Below are 18,756 nucleotides of genomic sequence, written 5' to 3'. Positions count from 1 at the left end.
CCTGAAGAGTGCCTTGAAAATCTGCCATATACTGAGGTTGCCTCTTGGTTTGGTAGAGGCTGAAGTTTTGATCGGGACACTGTATGCACTTCGACCTCACCGACCTGCGCCTCTACCTGAACATCCTCGACACCGGCAACATCACCGCCGGCGCCGCCCGCAGCCATTTGTCACTGGCGGCGGCGAGTGCACGAATCCGTGCGATGGAAGCGTCACTGGGCATCGAATTTCTTGAGCGCGGTCGCCGCGGCGTCAGCCCGACCCCAGCCGGCAAGGCCCTGGCGCAGCACGCCAGAATTCTTCTGCAACAGGCCGAGCGCATGCAGCAGGACCTGATCGAATACGCCAAAGGCGTCAAAGGCCAGGTGCGGTTGTTGTGCAATACCACGGCGATCACCGAGTACCTGCCGGAATTGCTCGCTGACTTTCTGCGCGACCATCCGAACCTCGACATCGACCTGCAAGAACTGCCCAGCACGCGCATCACCCACGCCTTGCGCCAGGGGGCGGCAGACCTTGGGATCGTGTCCGACGCTGTGGATACCGACGGCCTGCAAACCCGCTATTTCCGTGATGATCCACTGGTGCTGATCTTGCCGTGTGATCACCCCTTGGCCGATGCCGAACCATTGAGTTTCGGCGCCACCTTGCACCACGATTACGTCGGCCTGAACGCCAACAGCGCCTTGGCGGTGTACCTGGAAGAGCAGGCACTGCATAGCGGCTTACGGATGCAGGTCCGCATCCGCGCCGAGGGTTTCGAGGGCGTGATGCGCATGGTCGCCCGGGGTGCCGGATTGGCGATCGTGCCCTTGGCGGCGGTCGAACGCCGGTCGGCTGAAACAGCCTTCAAAAGCGTCGTACTGGAAGAGCCATGGGCCCGCCGCAAACTGCTGCTGTGCGCCCGGGACTTCACCGTGCTGCCCGGTTATGCCCAGGCCTTGCTGAACGCCTTGACTCTCCCCTGAGGGGCAGACTTTTGCCCGCAGGAAAATCTCTGAGCGTTTGCGCGTTTCTGGACAGCTCGATGTCGAGTACAGACAACTGACCGGTGAGCGGTCGCTATAGGGTGCGACTTCAGTTCTTCAGTACCACTCTCTATATTCCAAGGCCCGGAGTCCACATGACCGCACCGATTACCGTTCTTCGCGACACTCACCCGCTGCCCGTGCTCGACGCCTGCAAATGGGAAAAGCTCGAAGGCGATCCGCACACTGTCAACCTCAACGCATACACCAGCGAAGATGGCAGCAAGATCATGGGCACCTGGATCTGCACGCCGGGCAAGTGGTATGTGGAATACGTGAAGTGGGAATACTGCCATTTCCAGGAAGGCTACTGCATCATCACCCCGGAAGGCATGGCGCCGATCCACCTGCGCGCCGGTGACATTTTCGTCATCGAGCCGGGCATGAAAGGCACGTGGGAAGTGGTTGAAACCGTGCGTAAGTATTTCGTGTTTGCCTGATACAAAAAACCGAGAGACCACCCGACGTGGTCTCTCGGTAAAAAGGTATGCATGAATCCTGTGGCCAGGGAGCTTGCTCCCTCGCCACAACCGCTTATTGGGGTTTGCGATAGCTGTTGATGATCGCCGAGAAGTCCTTGCCCCCTTCTCCACGCTGGCTCATCGCCTGATACAACTGCTGGGCCACCGCGCCGAGCACGACCGGTTGGTGCGCCTGACGTGCCGCCTCAGTAGCCAGCCCCAGATCCTTGAGCATCAGTTCAGCACCGAAACCGCCGGTATAACCGCGCGAGGCTGGCGCCGTTTCGACGATGCCCGGCCACGGGTTGTACATCTCCGAACTCCAGCAGCGCCCGGTGGAACTGTTGATGACCCCCGCCAGCACCGTTGTGTCGATCCCCAAGGCATCGCCCAGCGCCATGGCTTCGCTGACGCCGACCATGGAAATCCCCAGCAGCAGGTTGTTGCAGATCTTGGCGATTTGCCCGGTGCCGATTTCGCCGCAATGGACGATGTTGCGGCCCATCTGCGCCAGCACCGGTTGCAGGGTGGCGAACAGTTCAGGCTTGGCGCCGACCATGAAGGTCAAGGTCCCGGCCGCGGCACCGCCGGTACCGCCGGAAACCGGCGCATCGGCCATGGCCACGTCTTGCTTTGCGGCCGCTGCGGCCACGTCACGCGCCGTCTGCGGATCGATGGTGCTGCAATCCACCGCCGGCACGCCTTTGGCGATGCCCGCCAGCACGCCGTCTTCACCCAGCCAGACGCTGCGCACATGGGCAGCGGCCGGCAACATGGTGATCACCAGTTGCACGTCCTTCGACGCATCCTTCGGCGAAGTGCTGATGGTGCCGCCGAGTTGAGCCAGTTCGGCCAGCACGGTTTGATTGAGGTCAAACAGGTTCAGCGAATGGCCGGCCTTGATCAGGTTGCGCGCCATCGGCGCGCCCATGTTGCCGAGACCGATAAAAGCGATTTTCATGTCCGGCTCCTTAACGCAAGTGGATGGTGGTGTTCACACCGTGGTTGATGCTGTCATCGTCGAACCAGCGCGCAGTGACGGTCTTGGTTTGAGTGTAGAACTGCACCACTTGCTTGCCATACGGACCGAGGTCGCCGAGCTTCGAACCACGGGAACCGGTGAAGCTGAAGAACGGCACCGGCACCGGAATCGGGATGTTGATGCCGACCTGGCCAACGTCGATTTCCGTCTGGAATTTGCGCGCCGCCGCACCGCTCTGGGTGAACAACCCCGTACCGTTGCCGAACGGGTTGGCGTTGACCAGGGCGATGGCCTCATCGAGGGTGTCGACTTCCAGCACCACCAGCACCGGGCCGAAGATTTCCTGGGTATAAATCTGCATCTCAGGGGTTACGCCGGAGAACAGGGTCGGGCCGACAAAGTTGCCCTGCTCATAACCCGGAACAGTGATGTCGCGACCGTCCAGCTCCAGCTTGGCGCCTTCCTTGATGCCGCTTTCGATCAGGTCGAGAATCCGTGCCTTGGCCCGCTTGGAAATCACCGGCCCTACATCAGTACCCGGCTCGCTGCCGGCATTGACCTTGAGTTTCTGCGCCAGTGCTTTCAAATCCGGCAGCCATTGCTTGGCCGCGCCCACCAACACCACCACCGAAGTGGCCATGCAGCGTTGCCCGGCCGCACCGAAACCGGCGCCGACCAGTGCATTGAGCGCTTGCTCGCGATTGGCATCGGGCAGCACAACAGCGTGGTTCTTGGCGCCCATCATCGATTGCACGCGCTTGCCGTGTTTGCCGGCCAGCTCATAGACATGCGTGCCGACCGCGGTCGAACCGACGAACGACACAGCCTTGATGTCCTTGTGGGTGCAGAGCGCATCCACCACATCCTTGCCGCCATGAACGACGTTGAGCACACCCGGCGGAATCCCGGCTTCGATGGCCAGCTCCACTAGCAGCATGGTCGACATCGGATCTTGCTCGGAAGGCTTGAGCACGAAGGTGTTGCCGCAGGCAATGGCCATCGGGAACATCCACAGCGGAATCATTGCCGGGAAGTTGAACGGGGTAATGCCGGCGCAAACGCCGATCGGTTGACGCAGGGTGTAGGTATCGACACCGCCGGCGACGTTCTCGGCGAACTCGCCCATTTGCAGGCTGCCAATGGAGCAGGCATGTTCCACCACTTCCAGGCCACGGAAGATATCGCCTTCAGCGTCGGCGATGGTTTTGCCCTGCTCATTGCTGAGGACCACGGCAATACGCTTTGAGTGCTCGCGAATCAACGCCTGAAGCTTGAGCATGATGCGCATCCGCGCGCCGATCGGCGTCAGTTTCCAGGTCTGGAAAGCGCGATGGGCGGCGCTGATGGCGGCATCGACTTCGGCGGCTGTCGCGAACGGGACCTTGGCCAACACTTGCTGGGTCGCCGGGTTGACGATGTCGTGCCATTCGGTGGACTGGGATTCGACCCACTCGCCATCGATCAACAGCTTGACCTTTTGCACGGTGGTTTCTTGCGATGCGTTCATGTCGGTCTCCGGGACGTTGTTCTTATTTAGAGAGCTATCTTGGGAGCCAAGGCGAGAAAGTCGCCTTGAGATGAGGCGTGTGTCGCGAATTGGTTGTCGGACTGTTTTTGGAGTATAGATGTGCAAACTTCTAATAAGAACGCACATAAAAGCCGGTCCATCATGCAAAAAAACATCACATCTTTAGGCTCGTTGAACTGGGATGACCTCAAGTTTTTCCTCGAGGTTTCCCGCACTCGCAAGGCTAGTTCTGCGGCCAAGCGCCTGGCGGTGGACTACACCACCGTGTCGCGCCGCATCAGTTCGCTGGAAACGGCATTGGGTACGTTGCTGTTCGAAAAATCCCGCACCAGCGGTTTCGTCCTGACTGCCGAAGGCCAGCGACTACTGGGTTACGCCGAATCGATCGAAAGCACCCTGCACATGGCCTGCGAGCAGGTTTCGGGCTCAGGCGTCGCGCTATCCGGGCATGTGCGTATGGGCTGTACCGAGGGTTTCGGCAGCTTTTTCATCACCCCGCAACTGAGCCATTTCGTCGACGCCTACCCGGCGATCTCGGTGGACATCCTGCCGCTGCCGCACTTCATCAGCCTGTCCAAGCGCGAGGCCGACATCGTCATCGCCCTGGAACGGCCGGAACACGGCCCCTATGTCTGCTGCAAACTCTGCGACTATCGATTGCAGCTGTACGCGACCCAGGATTATCTGGACAAACATCCACCGATCCGCCACCCGGCAGACTTGGGCAAGCATCAATTCATCAGTTATGTGGATGATCTGGCATTCAGCTCTGAGCTGCTGTACCTGGCGAATGTGTTGCCTGGCGCCAGTGCCAACCTGCGCAGCACCAGTGTGATCGCGCAATTCGTGGCCGCTCAGCAGGGACGGTCGCTGGCGATTCTGCCGTGCTTCCTGGCAGCCCAGGACCCGCGGCTGCTGCCGGTATTGCCGCAAGAGATCACCATCACCCGGCAATTCTGGATGTACTGCCGGGAGGACTTGCGCAAGCTCAAGCGGATCACCTTGTTGTGGGATTACATCCGTACCGTCACCGAGCAGAATCAAGCGTTGTTGATGGGGGAAAGCCGGGAGATGGTGTTCGCCGATTAACCCGCGCTCACGGGTTTGCTGCTGCCGAAAAAGCGCAGGGAACGCTGAGAAAATGTGAACACAGAAATTAGCTCCTGGTTTGAACATGGGCGACAGGGGGCTCCGCCCCTGACGTGTGGTGTGCGCCTCGGGAAAGGCGTTTGGCCTGGTACATCGCGGCGTCGGCAGCATCGAGCAGCGCCCCCGGCGTAAGCCCATGATCCGGGTACACGGCGATGCCGATACTGAGTGAAGTCAGCACCTGGGTAGTGCCCGGCAACGAGATTGGTGCTTCCATGCTGGCAATGATTTTGTCGGCAATCCGTTCGGCGTCTTCGGGCCTGTGCAGCGGCGTCAACAGCACGGCAAACTCGTCGCCGCCCAGACGCGCAACCAGATCCTCTTCACGCAACTGCGCACGAACCCGGGTCGCCACGGCGATCAGTACCGCATCGCCGGCAGCATGGCCGAAGTTATCGTTGATCTCCTTGAACCGGTCGCTGTCGAGAAACAGCACCGCCACTCGCTCATCCAACTTACCGGCATTGCGCAAGGCGCGCATCAGACGGCCTTCGAAAAACGCCCGATTCGGCAACCCGGTAAGGCTGTCATGGCTGGCCTGGTGGGCCAGGGTTTCGTTTTCGCTTTGCAGCTGGGTCTGCCAGGACTCGAGTTCACCGAGCAAGGCATTGAAGTCGTTACCCAGGTTATCGAGTTCGGCAATGTCGGCGGGCGGCATGCGCTGGTCGAAAGCGCGCTCGCTACGGGCGGCGTGAGCCACGGCAGCCAAACTGCGCAACGGGCCGATGATCCCCCGCAATTGCCGACGCGCCAGATAGAGCGCAACCCAGGCACTGACAGCGGTACACAAGACGATCCCCACCAGACCGCTGAGCAAAAAACGCATCAGGCTGCCACCGTGACCGATGAGCAAAATGCTGCCGATTTCCTGACCTTGATGGACGATCGACATGCTGATGGGTTTTTCCAGAATCATCCGGGCGATTTGCATTTCGAGATCGGTGAGCCATCCCGTTGCCGGTCGTTGCCAACGTGCGAGTAACTCACCCTGCTCGTCCATCACCTGTGCATCGGCCACTTCTTCGGTGGATGCGATCAATGCCAGCGCTTCGGTGGCGGCAGCCTTGTCGTTGAACACCACTGCGGCTTCCACGGTGTAATTGATCGAACGCGCGATCAAGTGCAAGTTGTGATCGGCATAAACCCGCAAGGCCAGAACACCCAGCAGGGTCAGCGAAACACTGGCCATGGCCACGCCCACCAGGGCGACGATCAAATGTCCGCGGCCGATAACCGACCCCAGGGTCGGACGTGTATCAGGTTTGAATAGACTCATGGTGCCGCCGGCTGGCGGCGCGACAGTTGCAGCACACTGGGATGAATGCGCACACCGCTGCGGGCGACCGAGTCGAGGTTGACCTCGAAGGACACCTGTTCATCACCCACGCGCAGACAGAACAGGCTGCCGACAGTGCATTGATCGCCGCCTTCGCTGATGCTCACCACCGGGCGCCCCGTCAGCGAGGCGAATAGCCGACTGCGTTCATCGCTGGTCAGTTTACCGATGTACACCGCATCGCATTCACTGGCGATGGCCGGGTTGTCGGCCAAGAGTCGTCGCACTGTGACCGGCCGGCCCACGGCCTGAGCGGTGCCTTTGACCAGATCATCGGTGTATTCGGTGGGACCGACCACGCACAGACGCACCTGCTGGGGTTCAACGGGCCACCGGGCATAACTGAGGATCCCGAGCACCACCTGAGTGACCGAACTGGCGCGCTGGTCGGCCTTGCTGACGACGGCTTCCGGTTGAGCGCTGACAACGCCCGTCAACAAACAGAGAAGACCGGCAAGTAGCACCTGCTTGCAGCCAACGATGCGCTCTGTCGCCCAGACAGCCACCTTCATGCAGGAACTCTCTACGATCGCAACAAGATGATGCCGCAACGATAGCACAGCACTGAAACACCAGCGAGGCGACGCACTCGGCCCATCGGACAGATTCCGGCGTCTGGCACCGCACCGCTCAATGACTCGGTTCGATACCCTCTTCCAGCTCCAGCATTAACCCGCTCAAGCGCTTGACCTTGCGCCGCACGGCCTCTTCGAACACACCGGCCCGAGGTTCAATCAGGGTGAACCAGTCTTTGGCCCGGGTTATCCCGGTGTAGATCAGTTCCTTGGTGAGCACCGGATTCAAAGCATCCGGCAGAATCAACGCCGTATGGGCAAATTCCGAGCCTTGGGATTTGTGCACGGTCATGGCATACACGGTGTCGACATCGTTGAGTCGGCTTGGCAGGACAAAGCGCACACCGCCCTGCCCATCATTGCGCGGGAAGGCCACGCGCAGCACGTGCCGCTCGGCCTCTGGGCCCTCACGCTCCGGCAGTTTGAGGGCAATGCCAATGTCACCGTTCATCAAACCCAGGCCATAATCGTTGCGGGTCATCAGTACAGGCCGACCTTCGTACCATTGGTGGGCGCTGTCGATCAGCCGAGCCTTGAGCAGCGCGTCGGTTACTCGCTGATTCAAGCCTTCCACGCCCCAAGGCCCTTTGCGTACAGCACACAACAGCTGGAAAGCGTCGAAGGCCTGCAACACCACGCGAGCCCAATCGGCCCAGCATGGATCATCGAGCGGGCGGTCGAGCGGTGGTCGCTGGCTGCGCAAAAGATTCAGGTAATGCCGATAGCCTTTGGGCCCCTCGCCATGGCCTTCGAGCAGCAAGCGCTCCAGCGCCCGGTCCTGCTCTCCCTTGAGGGACAGGGAAAATACGTCGTCATGATTTGCAGCGGCCAATAACTTGCGCGCGCCCTCGGGTTGCTGCTGGTTGACCCAACGGGCCAACTGGCCAATGCCGCTGCCCTCGCCGAAACGGCGCGAGTGGCGCAGCATCACGACTTGCTGGGCCAGTGGATGCGCTTCGTGGGTGTCGTCCCGCAAACCGCTGGCATCAAGGTTTTCACCGCTGACCGCCTCCAGCCACTGACGGGTCTGCGGGCTGTACCAACCGGCTTCGGCATCGCGACACAGATCGCCCAGCACGGCACCGGCCTCTACCGACGCCAGTTGATCCTTGTCACCGAGCAGTACCAGACGGGCATGGGCCGGCAATGCATCGAGCAGGTTGGCCATCATTTCCAGGTCAATCATCGAGGCTTCGTCCACCACCAACACATCCAGCGGCAAGCGATTACCAGCGTGGTGACGAAAATGCCGGGTACCGGGACGACTGCCAAGCAAACGGTGCACGGTGGTCACATCCGACGGGATCTTCTCGCGCACTGTTTCAGCCACTTTCAGGGTTTGAACCTGTTGGCTGATCGACTCGGTCAATCGTGCGGCCGCTTTGCCGGTGGGTGCCGCGAGACGAATGCGCAGCGGTTTGCCGGCCTCCACAGCGGGTGCCTGGAGCAATGCCAGCAAGCGCACGACCGTGGTGGTCTTGCCGGTTCCCGGGCCGCCGGTGACGATACTGAATGCACTGCGGGTAGCCAGGGCACACGCGAGCTTCTGCCAGTCGATCACTTCATCAGGCCTGGCTGGACCGAACAGGCCGGTCAGGCGTTGGGGCAAATCACCCGGCGTTGCTTCGTGTGCCGCCAGACGCAGGCGCAGGGCGTTGTCGATGCGCCGTTCGTAAGCCCAGTAGCGGCGCAGGTACAGGCGTTTACCCGACAGCACCAACGGCCGGTGCTGTGCGGCTTCACGCCCGTCGACGGCCAGAGCCACCAGACGACTGGACGCCAGGACCTTGCACCAATGGGCGCCGTCCAGCGCCTCAAGCAATTGCGACGGCAGTAGCATGGCGCCGCTTTGAACATCGCCTTCCGGAGGCAGTGACAAGGCGAAGTCCGGCTCTTTCAGTGTTTCGAACAGATCCAGGCAGACATGACCGTGGCCTAGCTGGTGACTGATCAACGCGGCGGCTAGCAGTACCAGTGGGTCATCGTCGGGAGCGAGCTCATGGAGAAAGGCGACGAAGGCCTTGTCCAGCGCCCGCAGCCAGCCGCGTTCGACCCAGCGCGTGAGCAGCAGCAACAAATCATCAGCACGACTCAACGGGGCCAGGTCCGCCAGACTTTCAGCCGCCAATGGCGTGGGCAGCAGATCGGCGAAAGTGCGACTCATAGCAGTACTCCCTGTTCCCAGGCGGGTTCGACCCTGGGCTCTGGCTTGCCCTGGAACAACCGGTCCAGGCGCTCGATCAGCTCCCGTGGCGGACGGGCGAAATACACGCCCTGGCTGGCCGCGCGAGTACCGCGAAGAAACAGGTACAGCGCCCCACCGACATGTCGGTCGTAATCGTAATCGACAAGCCGCGCCTTGAGTTGGCGATGCAAGGCGAGCAGGTACAGTACGTATTGCAGGTCGTAACGGTTATCGAGAATCGACTGCTCCATGGCCTGCTCGGTATAGGCCGCGTCATCGACGCCCAGCCAGTTGGATTTGTAGTCAGCGACGTAGTAGCGGCCTTCATGCTCGAACGTCAGATCGATGAAGCCTTTGAACATGCCATTGAGCAGCACCGGTTCGGCGGCCACACGGGCCACGCCGTTATGGGTGTATTGGCGCACCAGCTCGTCGAGCTTGAGCACATCGACTTTATGACTGGCGAACCAGAACTCCATCTCGACCCGGTATTGAGTCAGTTGCTCGAATACCACCGGCGCCTGCCCGCCACCGATGTGCAACGGGGATTTGAGCAAGTGCTGCAGCCAGCCGCTCAGCGTGGTGATCCAGCCTTCCCAGCCACGGCGATTGCAGCGACGAGCGATGGCGTCTTCCACGGTTTGCGGTGCAGCGGCAAAGCCTTCGTCACCGGCCCACTCGAGCAATCCATGAAGAAAAGTGCCGGGGTTCGGACCACGAGGGAATCGATGGATATCAGCGCCGCCAGCGGCCACTTCTCGTGGTGCTTCGGGATCGAGGCGCTCGTCATCAAACAGCTTTTGTGCTTGCGGACTCTCCGGGGCTTCGTCACTGCCCACGCTCAGACTGTCACCAATGCGCAAGGCGCTGTATGAGGCGATCCACCAGTTTTCGCTGGCCTTGCGCTTGGGTATCAGCGGCGCAAGCAAGGTCGCTTCATTGCGCGGCGGATGGTAATGCTCGGCGGTCGCGTCAGGCATTTCACCGTAGTTCAGCGCCGGGCAGTCCTGCTGCAGATCTTCCAGCCAACGCCGCAACCCTGTCGACTCAGCCAATGGCGCACCACCGCCCAATAGATACCCCAACGCAGAAAGGTGCAGAACCGAACCATTGTTATTGCCACGCTTGAGGTCAGTCACGCCGAGCCAGCAAGCATGTTGTGCCCGGGTCAGGGCCACATAGAGCAGTCGAAGATCCTCGGCCAAACGTTCATCATCGGCTTGGGCGATCAACTCGGCTGTCGGTTTCAAGCTCACCTGTGCCTTGCCCGCGGCATCGTGGTAATGCAGCGGCAGACGGCTGCCATCCACCGGTTTTGCCGAGCAGATGAACGGCAGAAACACCAACGGATATTCAAGCCCTTTGGATTTGTGGATGGTCACGACCTTGACCAGTTGCTCGTCGCTTTCCAGGCGCAGGATCTGTTCTTCGCCGGCCTGACCGGACAAGGCCAGATGCTCGGACAAATGACGGATCAGCGCTTGCTCGCCATCGAGTTCGGCGGCGGCCTGCTGCAGCAACTCGGACAAGTGCAACAGGTTGGTCAATATCCGCTCACCATCGCTGCGCGCGATCAACGCCTGGGGCAGCTGGAAGTCATGTAGCAATCGCCGCAACATGGGCAGCACGCCCTGCTTGCGCCAGAGCTCGCGATAACCGCGGAACTGCATGACCCTTGCTTCCCAGGCCAGTTCGTCCTGATTCAGCCGCTCCAGCTCAGCCAGCGAAAGGTTCAGCGTGATACAGGCCAGCGCGGCACGGAGGGGACGCTCGACATCTGGCTCGGCACAGGCCTTGAGCCAGGTCAGCAGATCATGGGCCTCCTGCGCGGCGAACACTGAATCCTTGTCTGACAGGTAAACACTGCGCACACCACGGGCGGAAAGTTCGCCCCGCACGGCCTGGGCCTCTTTGCCGTCGCGCACCAGAATCGCGATGTCCGCCGGCAGCAGGCCTCTGAAGTTCTTACCATCCTGGGTGAAGCCCGCACGCCCTTGCTGACCGCCATTGAGCAGTGCAGTGATTTCACTGGCGCAGGCGGCGGCCAATTGTTGTCGATACACCGCGCCAGACAGAGGCTGATCGGCGGACAGGTGCCAGATGTTCAGGGCCGGTACAACCTGACCATCAACGTGCAGGGCTTCTTTGCGCCCCTGGGATTCGACGGGCAGAAACGGTACCGGATTCTCGCCATTCTTCTCACGGAACAGGAACGCTCCGCGCCCCTGCTCACGAGATTCGGCGCGCTCGAACACATGGTTCACCGCGTTGACCATGCCATGGCTGGAACGGAAATTTGTGCCCAGGGTATGCAGGCGGCCAGTGGTGGCTTGCCGGGCGCGCAGATAGGTATAGATATCGGCACCGCGGAAGGCATAGATCGCCTGCTTCGGATCACCGATCAGAAATAGACCGGATTCAGGATTGTTGTCTCCAATGCGATAAATGCTCTCGAAGATTCGGTACTGCACCGGGTCGGTGTCCTGGAATTCATCGATCAAGGCGACCGGGAACTGCTCGCGGATCAGGGTCGCCAGGCGCTCACCGCCATCGGACTGCAAGGCCGCATCGAGGCGCAACAGCATGTCATCGAAGCCCATTTCCGCGCGGCGACGCTTTTCTTCCTCGAACCGAGCACCGACCCAGCGGGCCGCATGTTGCAGCACGGCGGCATCGGGGGTCGGCAAGCCATCGAGACTGGCCTTGAGGCCGGGCATCGCATCGAGACCAGGGTGACGGGGAGCTTCGCCTTTCCAGGCTTCAGCCATGCCATCGGGCGTCAGGCGAGTGAAGCCGGTGCCAATATCCAGTTGCTCCAGAGATTCGTCTTCGGCCCAGGCCCGGAGCTTTTCGAACCAGGGTTCGAAGTAGCGCGCCTGCATCTTGCGACCATCGACGCTCTTGCTCGCGACGCCCTGGTGACAGATGGCAAGCAACTCATCGGCCCATTGACGCCAGGGCATCTTGAGTTCGAGCAAAGCGGCCCGTCGTTCCTCCAGGCACTCGGCAATCAACTCGGCAGGTTCTTTACCTTCAACGCTGTCACGCTCGCTGGCGAACAACCCACGCACTCGCGGCAACAACGCCGCCGGGCCACCCCAGTTGCCGCGAACCCAATTCAGCGCATCGCCTTGCATCGGGTAGCAGAACAGTCGCCAGTAGTCGCGCAGGACTTCGCCGAGCAAATCGCTGTGATCGGTTTCCAGGGTCTGGGTGAACAGGCTGCCACTGTCGAACGCATGTTCGCGCAGCATGCGCTGGCACCAACTGTGAATGGTCGATACCGCCGCTTCATCCATCCACTGGGCAGCGATGTCCAGACGGTTTGCACAACCTGGCCACTGTTCGGGGAGGTATTGCTCGCGCAACTCGGCAATGAGGCCATCCGGCGCCGGGGTCTCATCACGAAAAAACCGCGCAGCCTCAGCCAGCCGTGTGCGAATACGTTCGCGCAGTTCTTTGGTCGCGGCATCGGTGAAGGTCACCACGAGGATTTGCGGCGGCAGCAATTCACGGCCAAAACTACTCGACTCGTCGCCATGGCCAAGGACCAGACGCAAGTACAGCGCAGAAATGGTGAAGGTCTTGCCGGTCCCGGCGCTGGCTTCGATCAGTTGGCTGCCACGCAGGGGGAATGCCAGGGCCAGCGGTGTTTTCGTGGTCATGGACGCGCCTCCTCGCTGGTCAGTGAACGCCAGGGAGCCTCAAGCAGCGGCCGATACAAAGCGTCGCACCAATTGGGGAAGGTCTCGTCGGCAAGCAGGGCATCGTAGTCGGCGTATTGCCGAGCGAGTGCCGGGCTTTCGCGGCGCTCGCCATCAGTGGTCTGACCGTCGCCTTCATAGGCTTTGCGGGCAGCAGCGTCGGCTTTGGCCGGACCGGTTTGAGCGAGCCAGGCGAAGGCTGTTTTTACGGCAATCGGCAGCGGTTGGCGCATGCCCGTTTGCCAGGCCAGCAGCAGGTCGCCCAGAATCCGGCGCGCTGCTGCCTCTTCCATCGGGCCGAGCAGTAAACTGTCGTCGCTGGCCACCAATGCAGTGGTCATCGCCCTACCACTGGCGCACGCAACCAGATGGTTGACCCATGGCCGCGTCAGGCGATGCCATTTGCGGGTCTTGAGCGATCCGATGCTGTTGGGGATCGTGGTGACCGACAACAAACTACCGTCCGCGCGTTGATGCAGGCCACTGAGCCAGCCTTCCAGGCGCAGGCCGTGCAGCTCCAGATTCACCGGCAACGCGCTGGTGAGCGGGGTCGGCCATAACGCTAGAAGCTGCTGATAGCGCTCCAACAGATCCGGCAACGGTTCGATCAACTCTCGCTGAAGGCATTCGCCAAAACCGGCCATGGGCAAGAGCCCGCTGTTTTGCAGTCGTTTCGCCTGCGCCTCCAGCACCTGATCGCTTTGATCCAGTTGCCCCAGCGCTGCCTCGAGCAAGCTGTCGCTGAGGCTATAGCGTTGCAGCGCGTCGAGTACGAATGGCTCTTCATCCGCCAAAGGCACTTCGGCAGCCTCGAAGAACACTTTGAGCCGCTGACTGAAGAAATGCCGTACAGGATTGCGCAGAAAATCCTGCAATTGACCCAGACTCAACGGCTCGTCCTGAATGTAGGGTTCAAGAATCTCGATATCAGACGTCAGGTCACTGGCTTGATGAAGTACCTGCCACTCGCTGGCGTAGCTGAACAAATCATCGCCTTCATGGAAGTAGCGTGCACTGAAGGGTTGCAGAGGATGTTCCTGAGTCATGGACTCAAGCAGATCATCATCGTCATTGTGCAATCGCCAACCGCTGGAGAGATGGTCACGCAGCTGTCCTATCAATACCGAGGCAGGGCGCTCACTGTTGTCCCGAATACTGCGGCCGACCCAGCTGATATAGAGTTGGTCCCGCGCCGACAACAATGCTTCCAGCAATAGATAGCGGTCATCTTCGCGCCGGGAACGATCGCCGGGCCGGTAGTCGCTGCCCATCAGGTCGAAGTCCAGCGGCGGCTGCGCGCGAGGGTAATCACCGTCATTCATGCCCAGCAGGCAGACCAGTTTGAACGGGATCGCTCGCATGGGCATCAAGGTACAGAAGTTGACGGCACCGGCGAGAAAGCGCTGAGACAAGCGACCTTGGTCGAGACCCGCCAGCCAGGCTTCACGGACTACGGTCAGCGGTAATTCGTCCTGCAAGCCTACTGACTCGCAGGTTTCAATCCAGGTCTCACGAAGATCTTCGAGCTGGGCCAATAAATAGTCGTCGTGCTCGTTACTGGCCTGGAAGAACAACTGCACCAGTGCTTGCAAACGGATGCCCCAGAGTTTTGGGGGCGCAGGCTGGGTGAGTTCCTGATGGGCAATCTCCAGCGCATCCAGCAGTGCGACCAAAGGGCCTATGAGCGCGGCATCCAGCCCACCAATCTCGTCATAGGGCTCGATACCTCCGCATGCACTGGCGCTGCCCACAGCATAACCAAGCAACATCCGCCGCAGGCCGAAACGCCAACTGTTTTGCTCCAGTTCTTCTGGCAGGCCCAGACTCGCACGCTGTCCGGCATTCATCCCCCAGCGGATACCAGCGCCTTCGATCCAGCGGTGCAAGGTCGGCAGGTCACGTTCCTCGACACCAAAGCGAGCGCGTAATGCTGGAACATCCAACAGATCGAGAATTTCGCTGACGGGGAAGCGACTGTCGGGCAGCTTCAGCAGATGCTCGACGGCGATCAGTAGCGGATCCCGGCCGCGCTGGCCTTGATCCGCGAGCGTGAAGGGAATGAAGCGCGGGTCGTGCCGATCAAGCTGACCAAAGACAGCACGGATGTGGGGTGCATAACTGTCGATGTCCGGAACCATCACGATCACGTCGCGAGGCCTTAGGTCTGGATCAGCACTGAATCGTGCGAGCAACTGATCGTGGAGAATCTCCACTTCGCGTTGAGCACTATGGGCGATGTGAAATCGGATCGATTCGTCCTTATCCAGATCGACAGCAGGCCATCGCTCGCGAGTTTCGTTCAGAGGACGCAATTCCAGGATGTCGTCCTGCAGTTGATTGAGCATGCTTTGTGGCTGGTTATCGCTGAACAGGTCGATACGCCCGTCGCGAAATGCCGAGCGATAGCTGTTGGGGTCGTCGTAACTGTCGAGCAGATTGATGTAGTCACGCCCCTGCTTGCCCCACGCCGCCAATAGCGGGTGGGCATGCTGATGGAGCGTTTGCGGGTCGAGCACAATCGGCGTGCCGCGCTTGCGAGCCTGACGCTTGTACTGATGCCGTAACAGGTCTTTATCGGCGACGATGTCCGCCCAGTGGTGACGACATGGGTTGTGGACGCACAGCAGGACCTGACTAAATCGAGCCAGCCCGGCCAGTGCTTCCAGGGCTTGAGCGGGCAGTGAAGAAATCCCGAAAACGATCACCCGTGAAGGCAATCCACTGGGCGCTGTGTCGAGACCATTGATACGCTCGATAAAGCGTTGGTGGACACCCGCGCGGCTTTGCGCCATGCCTTGCTCACCGACATCCAGCAACAGCGCACGCCACAGCTCCGCCTGCCAGCAGTTGGCCGGGGTCAGGGCTTTGGCTTCGCCTCTGCCATTTCGTAATTGGTGACGGCCTTCTGCCCAGTCTTCAAGCCAGTCGGCCCTGTACACCTGATATTGGTCGAATAGATCCGCCAGCCGCTCCGCCAATTGATAGCGTTTGCGTAAGTCGGTGTCATTCGTAAGGAAGCGCTGCAAAGGTTCGAAGTGCGGTTGATTGATCAACTGTGGTAGCAGACGCATTAGACGCCAGGTCAGCGGGGCTTTATCGAGCAGGGATTTGGCCGGGATTTCGTCACGTCCCAACACCATGCGATAGAGCTGCCACATGAAGCTGCCTGGCAACTGCACATCGATGGCTGCGGCGATTCCGCAGCCGCCCATGTCGTCATCTGCCGGGTCTTCGGCCAGTGCCAGCTTCAGCCATTGGGCGATGCCGTTGCTCTGCACCAGGGCGATTTCATTTTCCAAAGGAGCCAACGGGTAGCGTCGCATCCAGCTGACCGCCAGGCTGCGCAGCTCGTCCAGGCGGTTGCCATGAACCACCATAAAACCAGCACTGAGGGACGTAGCGTCCGGCATAAAGGCTTCCTTGGGAAAATACAAAAACTAGGGCCGAACCTTAGCACTGTCAGCAGACTGTGACAGCCGGGAGCGGTCCGATGATGCTGTACGAACTTTCCTGCGGGCAAAACAAAACCCCTACCTGCATACGCAGATAGGGGTTTCGGAATTTAATCTTGACGATGACCTACTCTCACATGGGGAAACCCCACACTACCATCGGCGATGCATCGTTTCACTGCTGAGTTCGGGATGGGATCAGGTGGTTCCAATGCTCTATGGTCGTCAAGAAATTCTTGAGCTGACGCGTCTTTCGACGTTCCAGCGAATTGGGTATGCGATAGTTTGTGTGTTGCTCTCGAACTTTCGGTTCATTGCGTCTTCACACACCGCAATCTGGCCTTTCGACGCAAATTGCTTGGGTGTTATATGGTCAAGCCTCACGGGCAATTAGTATTGGTTAGCTCAACGCCTCACAGCGCTTACACACCCAACCTATCAACGTCGTAGTCTTCGACGGCCCTTCAGGGGACTCAAGGTCCCAGTGAGATCTCATCTTGAGGCTAGTTTCCCGCTTAGATGCTTTCAGCGGTTATCTATTCCGAACATAGCTACCCGGCAATGCCACTGGCGTGACAACCGGAACACCAGAGGTTCGTCCACTCCGGTCCTCTCGTACTAGGAGCAGCCCCTCTCAAATCTCAAACGTCCACGGCAGATAGGGACCGAACTGTCTCACGACGTTCTAAACCCAGCTCGCGTACCACTTTAAATGGCGAACAGCCATACCCTTGGGACCGGCTTCAGCCCCAGGATGTGATGAGCCGACATCGAGGTGCCAAACACCGCCGTCGATATGAACTCTTGGGCGGTATCAGCCTGTTATCCCCGGAGTACCTTTTATCCGTTGAGCGATGGCCCTTCCATACAGAACCACCGGATCACTAAGACCTACTTTCGTACCTGCTCGACGTGTCTGTCTCGCAGTCAAGCGCGCTTTTGCCTTTATACTCTACGACCGATTTCCGACCGGTCTGAGCGCACCTTCGTACTCCTCCGTTACTCTTTAGGAGGAGACCGCCCCAGTCAAACTACCCACCATACACTGTCCTCGATCCGGATAACGGACCTGAGTTAGAACCTCAAAGTTGCCAGGGTGGTATTTCAAGGATGGCTCCACGCAGACTGGCGTCCACGCTTCAAAGCCTCCCACCTATCCTACACAAGCAAATTCAAAGTCCAGTGCAAAGCTATAGTAAAGGTTCACGGGGTCTTTCCGTCTAGCCGCGGATACACTGCATCTTCACAGCGATTTCAATTTCACTGAGTCTCGGGTGGAGACAGCGCCGCCATCGTTACGCCATTCGTGCAGGTCGGAACTTACCCGACAAGGAATTTCGCTACCTTAGGACCGTTATAGTTACGGCCGCCGTTTACCGGGGCTTCGATCAAGAGCTTCGCGTTAGCTAACCCCATCAATTAACCTTCCGGCACCGGGCAGGCGTCACACCCTATACGTCCACTTTCGTGTTTGCAGAGTGCTGTGTTTTTAATAAACAGTCGCAGCGGCCTGGTATCTTCGACCGGCGTGGGCTTACGCAGTAAATGCTTCACCCTCACCGGCGCACCTTCTCCCGAAGTTACGGTGCCATTTTGCCTAGTTCCTTCACCCGAGTTCTCTCAAGCGCCTTGGTATTCTCTACCCAACCACCTGTGTCGGTTTGGGGTACGGTTCCTGGTTACCTGAAGCTTAGAAGCTTTTCTTGGAAGCATGGCATCAACCACTTCGTGTTCTAAAAGAACACTCGTCATCAGCTCTCGGCCTTAAGATCCCGGATTTACCTAAGATCTCAGCCTACCACCTTAAACTTGGACAACCAACGCCAAGCTGGCCTAGCCTTCTCCGTCCCTCCATCGCAATAACCAGAAGTACAGGAATATTAACCTGTTTTCCATCGACTACGCTTTTCAGCCTCGCCTTAGGGACCGACTAACCCTGCGTCGATTAACGTTGCGCAGGAAACCTTGGTCTTTCGGCGTGGGTGTTTTTCACACCCATTGTCGTTACTCATGTCAGCATTCGCACTTCTGATACCTCCAGCAAGCTTCTCAACTCACCTTCACAGGCTTACAGAACGCTCCTCTACCGCATCACCTAAGTGATACCCGTAGCTTCGGTGTATGGTTTGAGCCCCGTTACATCTTCCGCGCAGGCCGACTCGACTAGTGAGCTATTACGCTTTCTTTAAAGGGTGGCTGCTTCTAAGCCAACCTCCTAGCTGTCTAAGCCTTCCCACATCGTTTCCCACTTAACCATAACTTTGGGACCTTAGCTGACGGTCTGGGTTGTTTCCCTTTTCACGACGGACGTTAGCACCCGCCGTGTGTCTCCCATGCTCGGCACTTGTAGGTATTC

Annotated in this window: 10 protein-coding genes and 2 rRNA genes (1 of these 12 only partly in view); 3 read left to right on the top strand and 9 right to left on the bottom strand. The window is 59.5% G+C overall.

The features are described from left to right. Positions 1 to 83: 83 nt before the first annotated feature. Positions 84 to 968 carry a LysR substrate-binding domain-containing protein gene (locus tag HCU66_RS20440; RefSeq protein WP_205890286.1) on the top strand — a complete coding sequence of 295 codons (885 nt, stop codon included), beginning with the start codon at positions 84 to 86 and terminating at the stop codon, positions 966 to 968. Between the two features lie 155 nt (positions 969 to 1,123). Continuing rightward, positions 1,124 to 1,468: a cupin domain-containing protein gene (locus HCU66_RS20435; RefSeq protein WP_007900627.1), complete on the top strand. Its 345-nt coding sequence runs from the start codon at positions 1,124 to 1,126 to the stop codon at positions 1,466 to 1,468. A 94-nt stretch (positions 1,469 to 1,562) separates the two neighbouring features. On the opposite strand, the gene mmsB is transcribed toward HCU66_RS20435, so the two are convergent. Both mmsB and HCU66_RS20425 read right to left on the bottom strand, forming a co-directional pair. Further along, a complete protein-coding gene (gene mmsB / locus HCU66_RS20430; protein WP_205890285.1) occupies positions 1,563 to 2,450 on the bottom strand; it encodes a 3-hydroxyisobutyrate dehydrogenase in 888 nt (295 codons plus the stop codon). 10 nt (positions 2,451 to 2,460) lie between these two features. Further along, the gene (locus tag HCU66_RS20425) at positions 2,461 to 3,978 is read right to left on the bottom strand and encodes a CoA-acylating methylmalonate-semialdehyde dehydrogenase (protein ID WP_205890284.1); all 1,518 of its coding nucleotides are present in this window, start codon (positions 3,976 to 3,978) and stop codon (positions 2,461 to 2,463) included. A gap of 162 nt (positions 3,979 to 4,140) precedes the next feature. Here HCU66_RS20425 and HCU66_RS20420 point away from each other — a divergent pair, with 162 nt between their 5' ends. Further along, the gene (locus HCU66_RS20420; RefSeq protein WP_205890283.1) at positions 4,141 to 5,088 is read left to right on the top strand and encodes a LysR family transcriptional regulator; all 948 of its coding nucleotides are present in this window, start codon (positions 4,141 to 4,143) and stop codon (positions 5,086 to 5,088) included. Between the two features lie 67 nt (positions 5,089 to 5,155). Here the strand turns inward: HCU66_RS20420 and dgcN are convergent, their stop codons facing one another. The 7 genes from dgcN to HCU66_RS20385 all read right to left on the bottom strand — a co-directional run. Continuing rightward, positions 5,156 to 6,424, bottom strand: a complete 1,269-nt coding sequence (gene dgcN, locus HCU66_RS20415) for a diguanylate cyclase DgcN/YfiN (protein WP_205890282.1) — start codon at positions 6,422 to 6,424, stop codon at positions 5,156 to 5,158. Then, positions 6,421 to 6,996 (bottom strand): regulatory sequestration protein YfiR, encoded by a 576-nt coding sequence (yfiR, locus tag HCU66_RS20410; protein WP_205890277.1) that lies wholly within the window; start codon positions 6,994 to 6,996, stop codon positions 6,421 to 6,423. Before yfiR ends, dgcN begins: the two co-directional genes overlap by 4 nt. 118 nt (positions 6,997 to 7,114) lie before the next feature. Beyond that, positions 7,115 to 9,223, bottom strand: coding sequence for an exodeoxyribonuclease V subunit alpha (gene recD / locus HCU66_RS20405; protein ID WP_205890275.1), 2,109 nt, complete (start codon positions 9,221 to 9,223; stop codon positions 7,115 to 7,117). Next, positions 9,220 to 12,909, bottom strand: coding sequence for an exodeoxyribonuclease V subunit beta (gene recB / locus HCU66_RS20400; RefSeq protein WP_205890273.1), 3,690 nt, complete (start codon positions 12,907 to 12,909; stop codon positions 9,220 to 9,222). The genes recD and recB overlap by 4 nt, the downstream gene beginning before the upstream one ends. Further along, a complete protein-coding gene (gene recC / locus HCU66_RS20395; RefSeq protein WP_205890271.1) occupies positions 12,906 to 16,358 on the bottom strand; it encodes an exodeoxyribonuclease V subunit gamma in 3,453 nt (1,150 codons plus the stop codon). The genes recB and recC overlap by 4 nt, the downstream gene beginning before the upstream one ends. A gap of 156 nt (positions 16,359 to 16,514) precedes the next feature. Next, a 5S ribosomal RNA gene (gene rrf, locus HCU66_RS20390) occupies positions 16,515 to 16,630 on the bottom strand. Positions 16,631 to 16,769: 139 nt separating this feature from the next. Continuing rightward, a 23S ribosomal RNA gene (locus tag HCU66_RS20385) occupies positions 16,770 to 18,756 on the bottom strand (it continues 905 nt past the right edge of the window).

Source organism: Pseudomonas frederiksbergensis, from assembly GCF_017114915.1.
Classification (GTDB): domain Bacteria; phylum Pseudomonadota; class Gammaproteobacteria; order Pseudomonadales; family Pseudomonadaceae; genus Aquipseudomonas; species Aquipseudomonas frederiksbergensis_I.
Note: the sequence above shows the minus strand (reverse complement) of the source record. Positions and strands in the feature narration are given on the sequence as shown.

Bases quoted from the DNA above. Each gene is read 5' to 3' on its own strand.
- recD (WP_205890275.1), bottom strand. From the start codon at position 9,223: ATGAGTCGCACTTTCGCCGATCTGCTGCCCACGCCATTGGCGGCTGAA.
- HCU66_RS20440 (WP_205890286.1), top strand. From the start codon at position 84: ATGCACTTCGACCTCACCGACCTGCGCCTCTACCTGAACATCCTCGAC.
- recC (WP_205890271.1), bottom strand. From the start codon at position 16,358: ATGCCGGACGCTACGTCCCTCAGTGCTGGTTTTATGGTGGTTCATGGC.
- HCU66_RS20420 (WP_205890283.1), top strand. From the start codon at position 4,141: ATGCAAAAAAACATCACATCTTTAGGCTCGTTGAACTGGGATGACCTC.
- mmsB (WP_205890285.1), bottom strand. From the start codon at position 2,450: ATGAAAATCGCTTTTATCGGTCTCGGCAACATGGGCGCGCCGATGGCG.
- HCU66_RS20435 (WP_007900627.1), top strand. From the start codon at position 1,124: ATGACCGCACCGATTACCGTTCTTCGCGACACTCACCCGCTGCCCGTG.
- yfiR (WP_205890277.1), bottom strand. From the start codon at position 6,996: ATGAAGGTGGCTGTCTGGGCGACAGAGCGCATCGTTGGCTGCAAGCAG.
- dgcN (WP_205890282.1), bottom strand. From the start codon at position 6,424: ATGAGTCTATTCAAACCTGATACACGTCCGACCCTGGGGTCGGTTATC.
- HCU66_RS20425 (WP_205890284.1), bottom strand. From the start codon at position 3,978: ATGAACGCATCGCAAGAAACCACCGTGCAAAAGGTCAAGCTGTTGATC.
- recB (WP_205890273.1), bottom strand. From the start codon at position 12,909: ATGACCACGAAAACACCGCTGGCCCTGGCATTCCCCCTGCGTGGCAGC.